Origin of the sequence: Metabacillus niabensis, from assembly GCF_902829255.1 — a bacterium.
Classification (GTDB): Bacteria; Bacillota; Bacilli; order Bacillales; family Bacillaceae; genus Metabacillus; species Metabacillus niabensis.
This window is the reverse complement of sequence record NZ_CADEPK010000033.1, coordinates 1-13,685: the sequence shown is the minus strand read 5'-3', so window position 1 is coordinate 13,685 and position 13,685 is coordinate 1. Positions and strand designations below refer to the sequence as shown.

Sequence of the window (13,685 nt, the reverse complement as noted above, 5' to 3'; positions counted from 1 at the left end):
ATGAATGAAAATGTAGAAAAAATATCGATTTGGCAGTTATATATCTTAATTATCGGTTTTCAGGTTGGAAGTGCTGTTTTAGTTGGGATCGGTAATGAAGCAAAGGGTGATGCCTGGATAGCGGTCATCATTGGAACCATTATAGGAGTGGCAATTATTTGGTATTATTTGTTTATATTAAAAAAGCTACCAGGCAAAAATCTATTTGAAATCATCCTCTTTTGCTTTGGTAAATGGATAGGTAAGCCGCTTATCTTTCTTTATGTCATCTACTTCTTGTATTTATCAGCAAGGGTATTAAGAGATTTTGACGAACTAATTGTCTCCTCTATTTTTGAATTTACACCAATTGAGTTTATCTCAATCACAATGATTTTAACAATCGTTTATATTCTTCACCAAGGTGTTGAAGTATTAGGACGAACGAGTGAAGTGTTTTTTCCATATGTGCTCACATTTATCGTGTTTATCGGGCTATTTTTATTATTATCAGGTGAAATGGATTTCCATAATTTACAGCCTGTGTTAGGGGATGGTTTTAAGCCTGTTATGAATGCAATCTTTCCAGGGATCATTACCTTTCCTTTTGGTGAATCGATAGCCTTTATGTGTATTTTTTCAAAGGTGATAACAAATGAAAAAGTGACTTCGACAAGTATCATTGCCGTCCTAACAAGTGGATTTTTATTAACATATAGTGCGATCATTCAAATTGCAACTTTAGGTGTTAATTTAAAGGAGCGGACAAATTTTCCGTTGCTTAATGCGGCACGGGAAATATCGCTACTAGACTTTATTGAGCGAGTAGATATCTTAATCGTCTTTACGATTATGTTCGGCGTAATTGTAAAGGTCAGTATCTTTTTTTATTGCGGATTGAAGGGGATTGAGGCGCTAACACATAAAACGCATCGTTCATTTACCCTTCCGTTAGGAGCGATTATTGCTTTTTTATCAATTGAAATCGCTAGTAGCTATCGGGAACATATCATCGAAGGTTTAAAGTTTGTTCCATTATATATCCATCTTCCGTTACAATTTGGAATCCCGTTGTTTATTCTTCCTTTTTTATTTTGGAAGGCGAAGAAAAAACAGAAGAAGGAGTCTAACCAATGAGCATTTTATCAGCATTGTTTCAAAGGAGAAAAAACAAATATAGCAATAGAACTGCAGAAAAGGAGCTTTTTGATAAGGAAAATATCCCCAAAAAATATGATTCTGCTCTAGAAAAGAATATAAAAAGCTTAGAAAATGTTTTTCATCAAACAGTAGATTTTAAAAAAGTTCCTTTGAAAATTGGCCACCAAGATGCTTATCTATGCTATTTAACGACTACATTAAGTAAAAATGATTTAAATTCGCAAATACTTGAGCCATTAAGAGATGCCTATAAAAGAGATGTAGAAGTTAAAAGTATAGAAAGTATTAGAGAGACTTTTTTTCCGGCTGTTTCCTATGAATATGTGGATTCATTAAGCCAGGTCATTTGGGAAATGTTAAATGGTTCCGCGATATTAATGATAGATAAATGTAAGCGAGCATTGGCGCTAAATATTGGAGGAACGGAAAAGCGGTCCATTACGGAACCGAGTACACAGACGATCGTTCGTGGACCGAAAGATAGCTTTGTTGAAGATATGCAAGTAAATATGGGGCTAGTGAGAAAAAGGATCAAAAATCCCCGGTTAGTCTTTGAGGAATTTGTTGTTGGAAATGATTCAAATACGAAGCTTGCACTTTGTTATATGAAGGAGATTGTAAATGAAGATATTTTATCAGAGCTAAGAAGTCGGATAAAAAAAATTGAGGCATCAGCACTATTAGATACTGGGAATATCGAGGAGCTAATAACAGATTCAAGCTACACTTTTTTTCCGCTTTTATTTAACACTGAGCGGCCTGATAGCACGAGTGGAAATATTCTTGAAGGGAAAATTGCAATCTTTCTTGAAGGGACACCATTTGTTTTAATTGCTCCAGCGGTATTTACGGATTTTTTTCAATCATCAGAGGATTATTATCAGCCTTACTTTTTAACAACGTTTATTCGAGTGATTCGCTATGTATCCTTTATGATTACGTTAACTTTACCTTCTTTATATGTAGCGATCGTTACGTATCATCAGGAGCTAATCCCAACAACACTTCTAATTAATATACAATCACAACGGGAAAGTGTGCCGTTTCCTGCCGTTATTGAATTGTTAATTATGGAGTTTACATTTGAGGTTTTGCGAGAGGCTGGAATTAGGATGCCTCGAGTTGTTGGGCAAACGCTATCGATTGTAGGGGCATTAGTTATCGGACAAGCGGCTGTTGAAGCTGGATTAGTGTCAAATGTATTAGTTATTGTTGTTGCATTTTCTGCAATTGCAAGCTTTGTATCACCTGTCTTTAACTTTTCGATTGCAGCAAGATTAATCCGCTTTATTTTAATTCTCATGGCATCCATCATGGGGTTATACGGAATCCTTTTGACCCTTGTCGTCATGGTAACTCATCTCGTTGGCTTACGGTCATTTGGCGTTCCTTATTTAACACCTGTTGCTCCTTTTAAATTAAAGGATCAGAAGGATGTATTTGCTCGATTTCCATTTTGGACGAACACGACACGTCCGTCCTATTTAAGAACTGCAGCACCGGTTAAAATGAAAAATCAATCACAGCCAAAGCCTCCTAGTCCAAATAAAGGGGATGAAAACAATGGATAAAAGGATCATTATTATCTTTTTATGTATGATTGTTTTTCTAACAGGTTGCTGGGATAGACGTGAGTTAAATGATATATCGATCGTGACAGGGATTGCGGTCGATCCGGGCGAAAAGAAAAAATATAAATTAACTGTTGAAGTCGCAAATGCAGCAGAGTTCGGAAAACAGAGTGCACAAGGAGATGCCCCGGTTATTACTTATTCTCTTGAAGGGGATTCCATTGCCGAGCTGACAAATAAAATGAATATCGGGTTAACGAAGCAGCTTGTTTATTCCCATACGAGGGTTCTATTTATCAATGAAGAAATTGCTAAAAAAGGATTGCTCGGTTTTTTAGACTTCCTTGAAAGAAGTGGACAATTTCGCAATGATTTTAGAATCATTATTACAAAAGGAGATCAGGCTGCAGATTTTACGAGAATCGTATATCCGATCCAAAAAAGTCCATCCTTAAAACTGCATCAACAAACAGAATCAATGCAAAGGGAATGGGGCGGTGACCCTTCTGTTAAACTAACTGATTTTATTTCCTCAATTATATCAAAAGGTCGGAACCCGGTTGCGATTATTGTTAAACTAAAGGGGGATGTTGATAAAGGGAAAAAAACAGAAAACAACAAATCATTAGATCCGGAAGCACTTGTCTATATCGATGGACTTGCTGTTTTTAATAATGATAAAATGGTCGGTTCACTTACAGTTACCGATACAAGAAACTACTTTTGGACGCAAAGACTACAACAAACAAGTATAGCTGTTCCTTGTAATGAGAAGAAGAAAGAAGATGAAACGTTCTTAGATCTTCGAATTATCCGAACGAAAACGAACATAAAGACGACATATAAGCATAATATGCCTAAGCTTCATGTTGATATATACGGAGAAGCAAATATTCAAGGAAATGAATGTACGAGAGATTTAACAAATTTGGATGTTTATCAGGAATATGAAAAAAACTTGAACAAGCAAGTAAAAAAAGAAATAACTGATTCCATAAAGAAAGTTCAAGAAGACTTTGGCAGTGATATTTATGGATTCGGCGATCGATTAAATCAAACAAATCCGAAAAAGTTTAAGGAAGTAAAAGCTGATTGGGATAAAGAATTTGCAAGAGCAGATTTGGATGTACACGTTAATATTACTCTGCTTCGTGGAGGCTTTAGAAATAAAAGCTTTAAAACAGATTTAAAAAGGGGGGAATAATTAAGTCGTCACGCCACCTGATAAGGTGTTACGCCAAATTTAATTATTCCCAAAATCCCATCATTCAATTTTCGATATATTTAGGATAATTCCTGCTTGTATTTTCTAGTTATAAAGTTACAAAAAATCTTATACCCTTATGTAAAAACAAGATAGCATCTCCCTCTCAAAGTCAATTGGGGAAAAGAACTCGAATCATATAGACAATTAATGAGAGGGTTGATATTATAGATGGTGATAATGATTATCAATACCAACAGTTGTATTTAAGCTTAGGTGATAGTCATTAACCTGTACTAGGGAAGTTTTTTTGGTATGATTTATGCAAGAACATTAGGTGTATCCACATTTTTTGTCATACCGTTAGAGAAGAACAGAAGTTTGTAATTATTGCAAATACAAATCGAGAGAGATTAATATAGCTGTATGAAATTTTTAAGATGGCTTTTATTAGTATCGATATTTTTTATATTTTCTAGCAAGGCAACAATGTATTTTTTAGAAGGCAGAGGTGATAAACGTGATCACGACTGAAAATTTAAATATAGGATATGAAGAACGGTTAATCGTAAAGGATTTAAATATTGTCATTCCAAATGGAGAAATTACTGCTTTAGTCGGTGCGAACGGTTCAGGGAAATCAACGATTTTAAAAACAATCGCCAGGTTAATGAAGCCGAAAAGTGGAATTGTAACGATAGATGGAAAAGCGATTCATACGCAAAAAACAAAGGAGATTGCTAAGCAATTAGCGATTTTACCTCAAAATCCAACTGCACCAGAGGGATTAACGGTTTATGAGCTCGTTACATTTGGCCGGTTTCCACATCAGCGTGGGATGGCAGCTTTAACAAATGCTGATCGGGAAATTATTTATTCAGCATTGGAAATGACAGGGATTGTTGAATTTGCCGATCGTCCTATTGACCAATTGTCAGGTGGTCAACGTCAACGTGCTTGGATTGCGATGGCGTTGGCACAGGAGACACCGATTTTATTTCTAGATGAGCCGACGACATTTCTTGATATGGCCCATCAAATTGAAGTATTAACGATACTAGAGAAATTAAATAAAGAACAAGGTCGGACGATTGTTATGGTTGTTCATGATTTAAATCATGCAAGTCGTTATGCACACCATATTGTCGCGATCAAAAAAGGGACAGTTGTGAAAAGCGGAACACCATTTGAGGTCATGACGGAGGAAGTGCTTGAGGAAGTATTCGGAGTAAAAAGTGATATCATTCCTGATCCGCGTACAGGGCTGCCACTATGCTTACCTTATGGGTTAACAAAGGAGCAGGAAGTACTTGAAAGAGTTAAGATGAGCATCTAATAAAAGTATTTTCCAAATTGAGTGAGGGGCTTCTGCTTTTTACAGCGCCTAGCTTCTCTCTGTAACTACAACACAAGTGAATTGAAAGAAAGAACGTGCCTTTTGATTTAAAGTGCACGTGTTTTTCTCATTCCTTTCATAAACATATGATATAATTGGTGAAAAAAGTAAGGTGAATCAGATGTATTTAACGATTCAAGAAACTGCAGAATATTTGTCATTACCCGAGGAAATCGTGAGAAGCTTAGTCCTTCAAAAGAAGATTAGAGCTTTATTTGACGGGGAGCAATATTTAATTTATAAAGATCAATTTCAAACTCATTTTGAGCAATTAGAGAAATATAAACGATTATATGATGAGTATATGAAAGAGCCTATACCTGAGGACATTGATATAAAGGATGAGGATTAAGCAAAGAATCTCTTTATGCCGCCCTGAATAACTTCTGCTCCTAGTCTTGTTAAAAAGGCTATTTCTTTAACAAAAATAATGTTATCATTATTGATAATAATAACATTATTTGAAAAGGGGCAACAATTTAATGGGGAGATTAAGAGAGGAACAGATTCAAGTAAAAGGTGATGTCATGCTCAAGGGAACCGTTGCTATTCCTACCTCAGGATTAGCCAGGTATCCTGCTATTATCATCATTAGTGGATCAGGCGGTGCAGACAGGGATGGGAATATGAAAAAGCCGCCACTTGTTACGAATTTATATAAAGACTTAGCACATTTTCTGACTGAATTAGATTTTATCACGTTAAGATATGATAAAAGAGGAGTCGGTGAAAGTGAAGGTGACCTGCTCAAGACAGGAATGACAGAATTAGTCGACGATATAAAGACGATGATCACCTTCTTGAAACAGCACCCACAAGTTGATCCAGATAAAATTATGCTACTGGGCCATAGTGAAGGCTGTGTCTTAGCAACAAAGGTTAATGCAACGATGCCTGTTGCTGGATTAATTTTAATTGCTGGGGCAGGAACAAATTTAAAGGATCCAATAATTTATCAAAACCGGCAAATGCTCGAAGAAATTAAACGACTTAGAGGCTTGAAAGGGAAGCTATTAAGAATTCTTGTAAAAGAAGATAAAATCTTGAATCAGACTAATGCGCTCTTTAACAAAATGGAACAATCGACAACTGATTTCGTGAAGTACAAATTGAAAAGGATGCCTGCAAAATGGTTTCGGGAGCATTTTCGTTATCGTACAGAAGAGGTTCTTCATGATTTAATGCATGCCACATGCCCGATACTTGCAGTAACGGGTGATAAGGATGTTCAAGCAAATGTCGATGATTTAAAAGTCGTTGAAGATCTAGGAAATGAAACGATTAAGACTGTAATCATTAAAAATATGAATCATATGCTAAAAGAATTTAAAGGTGAAAAAACAGTTTTAAACTTAATGAAACAGTACAAACAAGGAGCAACAGCGCCGATACATGAGGAACTTATGCAGCAATTAAAGATTTGGTTAACATCTTTGAAGTAAATGAATGATGCCTTTAAACTCAGTGATTTAGTCAATTACTGGGTTTTTCTATGCCTATACTTAAGGGATTACTACGAATAATAGATAGTAGATGATAATAGTAGAATTTGTCGAAGAATGTAGAAAGTTTTTAGAAATTTGTAGCTTATAACATATTTGTTCGCTATAATGGAATAGGATAATGGAACTGTTTTAAGGGGAGAAAAGGCGATGCAGCAATCAAAACTTCATAGAATGATAGCCACCTTCACCGTGATTGTTGTTATCATTATTATTGGAACAATGATTTTGAAAACAAACGGGATAATAAAGGAAATTGAAGTATCAAATATTCATAACATAAAAAAGCCGGAAGTAACAATTATCGCTTCAGGGACTTTAACAGATCAAAGCTGGGGAAGCTTAGCATATAAGGGAAAATTAAAAATTGAAGAAAAATTTCCAGTTACTGTAGCTATTTATAGTGGAATTTCGACAAAAAAATCGATAATGAAAACTGTTACTGAAGCGATTCATAACGGTTCAAAAGTTATTATTGGACATGGTCGGGAATTCTCTCCTTCGTTCGAAAAGCTAGCTCTATCTTACCCAGATATTAAATTTGTTACAATCCATGGTTATGCAAAATATAAAAATCAAGCTGTCTATACATTTGATCAAGGTGAAATCGAGTATTTTGCTGCCTTAGCTGCAACATTAGTGACAAAATCAAATAAAATCGGTTTAATCGATTCTATAGAGAGTAGAGACATAAATCCAGAATTTGAAAATGCTCTTCGTCACTATAAACCTGATGCAACCTTTTATTATAGAGTTGTTGGGGATCGGGATAATGGTAAAAAGGCGACAGAAATTATGAGAGAGCTAATAGCAGAGGGTGTCGATGTAATATATAGTAAGGGAAATCTATATAATCGTGATGTTATTAGTCTAGCAAAAAAAGAAGGTATTTATGTAATTGGATATCTTGACGATCAATCATATATGGGGAAAAATTATGTATTAACAAGTGTAATGAACGATGTTTCACAGGCATATATCGCGATTATGAATGATTATTTTAGTGAAGAGGGCATTCCACCAGGAGGAAGAATGCTTAATAGTAGTCATGGTGTTTATGAATTAGCTCCATTTGGACCAATGTTTGATGAAGAGGATATTGAATATATAAAAGACCAAAGAATGAAATACAAAATTGGTGAGTTAAAATTTAACTAAGTGAGGGGAATTGTGATGAGGGATTTAGTAGGAAATATGACATTTCGATTGAAAATTATCACAGTTCTCCTTTTTATTACACTTTTATATAGTAGTTTCGGTCTGATCCTCGTTCACTCAATTGAGGATATTACGAAAGTTAGTAATAACATTCAAGAGGAGAATATTCCCGAGCTGCTCTGGTTATCAAAATTTAGTGAGGAGCTATCGATAAGGGAGCATATTGTAACGAGCTCTATAAAATCCAATTCATGCTGTACCTTTATAGCAGAATATCAAGCATATGTTGCGGATGTTAAGGAAGAGACGGAAGCAGAGGAACTGCCAAGTAGCTTAAAAAAAATTAAGAGTGAGATTGATTTGTTAGATTTTGATTTAGATGATAGAGTTGGAGGCTTGTTGAATGTAAATGATCATGCTTCAGCTGAGGATTATATAAAAACAGAATTTCTTCCGAAGCTTGATCAGTTACAAGATAAGATTATCGTAGAAAAGAATAAATCCATTGGAAATTTAAATCGTAAATCAAGCTCCTTTTCCGAGATCATTAAAGGGTCCTTATGGCTGCTCATTTGCCTTTCGATTGGGGCTGTTTTCTTCTCTATTATTGTTTCTTATCGAATGAGCGCTAACATTACGAAGCCAATTGAAAACATGATCAGCAAGGTTGATAAAATTGCAAAAGGGCATTACGGTATGTCACTTGGATCAATAAATGATCAAATCGAGCTTAGACAATTAACGAATTCAATTAACACAATGTCGAGTCGATTGAAGGATTCGTTTAATACAATTTTAAATGATAAAAACTACCGAGAACAAATATTGAATTCATTATCAGTCGGAATAATAACGCTCAATGATCAAAAAAGGGATATTACATTAAATAATACAGCTAAGCATTTGCTAAACCTTGATGAAGAACAGGTGAAAACCTTTTTATTTACAAAAGCAGAAGGTGAGAATCAGGAGTTCTGGGAAATTGTTGCTGCTAAAGAATCGTATAAGCATACAAAGGTAACATTTCAAGCCAACGATGAGAGACGAATTCTATTAGTCTCTCAAGTCGGGTTAGTTGATCAAAAGCAGGATACAATCGGAAGAGTCATTAATTTTATCGATATTACAGAGACTGAGGAATTAGAAAAACGGATGCACCAATCAGAAAAGCTAGCTCTTGTTGGGGAGATGGCTGCAGATGCTGCACACGAAATTCGAAATCCGCTTGCTGTTGTCCATGGCTTTTTATCTTTGATGAATCAATCATTATCAGAAAGTAATAAAGACCAGTTTCACTTACCACTGATTATGAAGGAAATTGAGCGAATCAATGTTATTATTGAAGAAATGCTATTAACATCAAAGCCAGGTGCTCCAATTACGAAAGAGGTCTATATTGAAGAGATTATTAAGGAATTTTTACCTTTAATCGTTGAGTCATCAGAGGATATCCATTTTTCAATCCAACTAAATCAAACTCCAGTAAATGTCGATGTAAAGCAAATAAAGCAAGTATTTCATAATATGATTCGAAACAGTATCGAGGCAATGGGTGGAAAGGGAAAAATCTCTATTACGTCACAAGTAGAGGACAACTTCTACAAAATATATATGAGGGACAATGGTCCTGGTATCCCAGAACAAGTACGTGAAACGATGTTTGAGCCATTTTCTACATCTAAAGAAAATGGGACAGGCTTAGGGTTAGTGATTGTAAAAAGGATCATCGAAAACCATCAAGGATCGATTAAATTACTTAATAGTACAGAGGAAGGTACTACATTTCAAATTTCCATTCCAATTAAATAAAGGGTCAGTCCCTACGAAAGTGTGGGGACTGACCCTTTTTTTACATCAAGCTCGAGCAACCTAGCCCCTCGAGGCTAGTTGAAGGATCTTGCGCTTATGTTCACTATTTATTTCTGTAGCTTAAATGAGCTTTTTAGAGATACTATTCTGTTGAAGACGATTTTCTCGTCCGTTGAATGTCTTGGGTCTACATTAAAGTAGCCATGACGGAAAAATTGGAATTTATCATGTGCCTTTACTTCCTTCATATTTGGCTCTACAAACCCTTGTAAAACCTCCAATGAGTTTTCATTTACATAATCAAGGAACGTTTTTTCTTCTTCCACATCTTCTTCACTGTCTTCATCTTCATCTTCTACATCTTGCTTATCTAAAATTAACGGTTCATATAAGCGGAATTCTGCCGGGATTGCTTGTGAAGCTTCTACCCAATGGATTGTTCCTTTTACTTTTCGACCTGTAAAGCCTGTACCGCTTTTTGTTTCTGGGTCATACGTACAATGGATTTCAACGATATTCCCCTCTTCGTCCTTAATGACATCCTCACATTTAATGAAGTAAGCATGCTTTAGGCGGACCTCATTACCAGGGAAAAGTCGGAAATATTTCTTTGGCGGATCCTCCATAAAGTCCTCTTGCTCAATATAGATTTCGCGAGAGAATGGAATTTGGCGCATTCCCATTTCAGGAACTTCCGGATTAATTTCTGCATCAAGCATCTCAACCTGTCCTTCAGGGTAATTCGTAATGACAACCTTTAAAGGCTTTAAAATTCCCATTGTTCGAGGAGCTTTTAGCTTTAAATCTTCGCGGACGAAGTGCTCTAGCATGGCTTCATCTACTAAACCAGATCCTTTTGATACGCCTGTATGTTTTACAAACTCACGAATTGCTTCAGGTGTATACCCTTTTCGACGTAAGCCGGAAATTGTCGGCATCCGTGGATCATCCCAGCCGTCAACAAATTTTTCATCAACAAGCTGTTTTAGCTTACGTTTACTCATGACAGTATTTGTAATACCTAGACGACCAAATTCGATTTGCTGAGGCTTATGCTCCATCTCACATTCCTCAATAACCCAGTTGTAAAGTGGACGTTGGTCTTCAAATTCAGTTGTACATAATGAATGTGTGATTCCTTCAATTGCATCCTCAAGTGGGTGTGCAAAAGCATACATCGGATAAATACACCAAGTATCACCAGTATTATGATGTGTCGCATGAGATACACGGTAAAGAACAGGGTCACGAAGATTAATATTAGGTGATGCCATATCAATTTTGGCACGGAGTACCTTTTCACCGTTTCCGAATTCTCCCTTGCGCATTCTTTCAAATAAATCGATGTTTTCCTCAATTGAACGATTGCGATACGGACTTTCTTTACCAGGCTCTGTTAATGTTCCACGGTATTGTCTTATTTCATCTGCTGTTAAATCATCAACATAGGCTTTGCCCTTCTTGATGAGCAGTAATGCACGGTTATACATTTCTTCAAAATAATCTGAAGCAAAGAATAAGCCATCCCATTCATAACCTAGCCAAGCTACATCCTCTTTAATTGCCTCAACAAATTCTGTATCTTCTTTCAATGGGTTTGTATCATCAAATCGCAAATTTGTTTTTCCATTGAAATCATCAGCTAGTCCAAAGTTGATTACAATTGATTTCGCATGACCGATGTGTAAGTATCCGTTTGGTTCTGGTGGAAAGCGAGTATATACATAGTCGCGTTTACCAGTTTCAAGATCCTCTTTAATAATACTTTTAATAAAGTTTGAGGAGTTGTGTTCCAATTCAAATCAAACCTTTCTTTATAGAGGTTGTTTAAAGAGATGAAATAATGATGCCAAATGATCTACACTTCCATCTTTTTAAAACCAATTTTACTATGTAAAAATAAGTTCTGCATATCATTATACCAATAGAATTGAAAAAGGTTAATTTCATTAGTAAAATTCATATAATTGCATGATAACTCATTCTGCACACAAAGTTAAATTTTATTCATTTTAAGAGAATTTTAAAAAGATGAATTGATTTAGTAGGAATTTTTTGGATATAGTGGAATTATGATAATATCGTGCAATGGTGTTTACCTTTGGATAGATGAATAAGTGGAGGATGGAAAATGAGTCAGGAGTCAGCATTTAAAGATTTTCTTAGCAATCGGTTCGTAAGGGCCATATTACTTTCAGGATTGTTTTTGCAATTAGGTATTTGGATTAGAAATTTTGCTGTTTTATTATTTGTTATGGAACAAACAAATGAAGATCCCTTTGCAGTTTCGTTAATCTCAGTGGCAGAATATGCCCCAATTTTTATTTTCTCAATTATAGGTGGTACGTTTGCTGACCGCTGGAGGCCGAAACGAACGATGGTGTGGTGCGATATTTTAAGCTCCATTTCCGTTTTTGCGGTTTTGCTAACTCTTGTTGTCGGAACTTGGCAGGTTGTCTTTTTTGCAATGCTAATCTCCTCCATTTTGTCACAGTTTTCTCAGCCATCAGGAATGAAGCTGTTTAAGGTGCATGTACCTGAAGCCCAATTACAAATGGGGATGTCGATATATCAAACGATGTTTGCGTTATTTATGATTATCGGTCCTGTCATCGGTACGATTATTTATGGGAATTTTGGGATTACAATTTCGATTGCGATTACTGGTGTGATGTTTTTACTTTCGGCATTTGCGCTCATGTTTTTACCTGCTGATAAGGTAGTGGAAGCTTCTCGAGAAAAAACAACGGTCATTCAAGAGCTTGTTCAAGGATTTAAATATGTAGTAAGCAATCGCTTTTTAACAATATTAGGGGCGAATTTCTTTGTCGCGGGGTTAGCGATAGGATTAATTCAGCCATTAGGGATATTTATTGTTACACAGCAGCTACATATGGATAAGGAATTTCTTCAATGGTTTATGGCGGTAAATGGGGTTGCGATGATTATTGGCGGTGGCATCGCATTAGCTGTATCGAAAAAGATCTCACCAATTCGTATGCTTGCTGCAGGGATGATTATCAACGCTTTAATGATTTCGATAATCGGTTTTTCAAATATATTATGGCTATCCATTGCTGCTCAATTCTTTTGTGGTCTCATGATGCCTGCGATTCAAATCAGTATTAATACGATGATTTTAACAAATGCAGAGGAAGCATTTGTAGGCCGTGTAAATGGGATTATGACACCATTATTTATGGGAGCGATGGTCATTATGATGGGGCTAGCTGGTGTTTTAAAGCAACTGTTCGGCTTAACGATTTCCTATCAAATTTCCGCGATTTTTATGCTGCTAGGTGTACTGCTCGTCATGCCGCTAGTGCTCAATAAGCCAGCGAAAAAACAAGTAAAGGTTGATATTTAATATTGGGGACAGTCCCCAAGGTTCAATTGTTCTTGACATTCTCCATGTTCAAGATTAAAGTAAATTTATTCTTTCTTAAATGCATATTCTAAATATCTCTTATCAAGAGTGGCGGAGGGACTGGCCCGATGACGCCCAGCAACCGTTCTATACGTAGAATTGGTGCTAATTCCTGCAAAATCAATATTGGTTTTGACAGATAAGAGAGGAGACTCCTAATACATGTGGTGAAACCTCTCTATCTTAGAGAGGTTTTTTTACAAGGTAAGAAAGTATAACATTTTGAACTTAGTTTTAGTGTCTAGCTCCAGCGCCTAGCCCCTCGAGGTCATAAGCCAATTTGGAATAGAAGGCAAAGAACGCCTTCTATTCCAAATCGCCTTATGCTTGTCGGGGCTGATCAAGGCGCTTGCGCTTTTCTTATATGATAGAAACAATCTTGATCATTGTAGCGTCATTTTGACATATACTATGAAAGAAAACAAAAATGTCTACTATAAAAAGACAAATGTTCCTTATAGGAAGAAAACTCTTGATT

10 protein-coding genes and 1 riboswitch are annotated in these 13,685 nt (G+C 35.9%); of the genes, 9 read left to right on the top strand and 1 reads right to left on the bottom strand.

All coding sequences use genetic code 11. From position 1 onward, the window contains the following. From HU235_RS06010 to HU235_RS05975, 8 genes are all read left to right on the top strand, one after another. The gene (locus tag HU235_RS06010; protein ID WP_174879616.1) at positions 1-1,116 is read left to right on the top strand and encodes a GerAB/ArcD/ProY family transporter; all 1,116 of its coding nucleotides are present in this window, start codon (positions 1-3) and stop codon (positions 1,114-1,116) included. After that, entirely contained in the window at positions 1,113-2,711 is a 1,599-nt protein-coding gene (locus HU235_RS06005) for a spore germination protein (RefSeq protein ID WP_174879615.1), read from the top strand. Before HU235_RS06010 ends, HU235_RS06005 begins: the two co-directional genes overlap by 4 nt. After that, positions 2,704-3,915, top strand: coding sequence for a Ger(x)C family spore germination protein (locus tag HU235_RS06000; RefSeq protein ID WP_174879614.1), 1,212 nt, complete (start codon positions 2,704-2,706; stop codon positions 3,913-3,915). Before HU235_RS06005 ends, HU235_RS06000 begins: the two co-directional genes overlap by 8 nt. A gap of 520 nt (positions 3,916-4,435) precedes the next feature. Next, positions 4,436-5,251: an ABC transporter ATP-binding protein gene (locus HU235_RS05995; RefSeq protein WP_370877260.1), complete on the top strand. Its 816-nt coding sequence runs from the start codon at positions 4,436-4,438 to the stop codon at positions 5,249-5,251. A 181-nt stretch (positions 5,252-5,432) separates the two neighbouring features. Beyond that, entirely contained in the window at positions 5,433-5,663 is a 231-nt protein-coding gene (locus HU235_RS05990; protein ID WP_145581086.1) for an excisionase family DNA-binding protein, read from the top strand. Positions 5,664-5,793: 130 nt separating this feature from the next. Further along, complete coding sequence (locus HU235_RS05985; RefSeq protein WP_174879613.1) at positions 5,794-6,753, top strand: alpha/beta hydrolase family protein; 960 nt, start codon at positions 5,794-5,796, stop codon at positions 6,751-6,753. Positions 6,754-6,963: 210 nt separating this feature from the next. Further along, a complete protein-coding gene (locus tag HU235_RS05980; RefSeq protein WP_174879612.1) occupies positions 6,964-7,971 on the top strand; it encodes a BMP family ABC transporter substrate-binding protein in 1,008 nt (335 codons plus the stop codon). 15 nt (positions 7,972-7,986) lie between these two features. Next, positions 7,987-9,780 (top strand): sensor histidine kinase, encoded by a 1,794-nt coding sequence (locus HU235_RS05975; protein ID WP_095300486.1) that lies wholly within the window; start codon positions 7,987-7,989, stop codon positions 9,778-9,780. A 107-nt stretch (positions 9,781-9,887) separates the two neighbouring features. Here the strand turns inward: HU235_RS05975 and HU235_RS05970 are convergent, their stop codons facing one another. Beyond that, complete coding sequence (locus HU235_RS05970) at positions 9,888-11,576, bottom strand: glutamine--tRNA ligase/YqeY domain fusion protein (protein ID WP_174879611.1); 1,689 nt, start codon at positions 11,574-11,576, stop codon at positions 9,888-9,890. 335 nt (positions 11,577-11,911) lie between these two features. Here HU235_RS05970 and HU235_RS05965 point away from each other — a divergent pair, with 335 nt between their 5' ends. Further along, entirely contained in the window at positions 11,912-13,147 is a 1,236-nt protein-coding gene (locus tag HU235_RS05965; RefSeq protein ID WP_145581081.1) for an MFS transporter, read from the top strand. A gap of 96 nt (positions 13,148-13,243) precedes the next feature. Then, positions 13,244-13,353, top strand: a riboswitch (SAM riboswitch). Positions 13,354-13,685 lie beyond the last annotated feature (332 nt).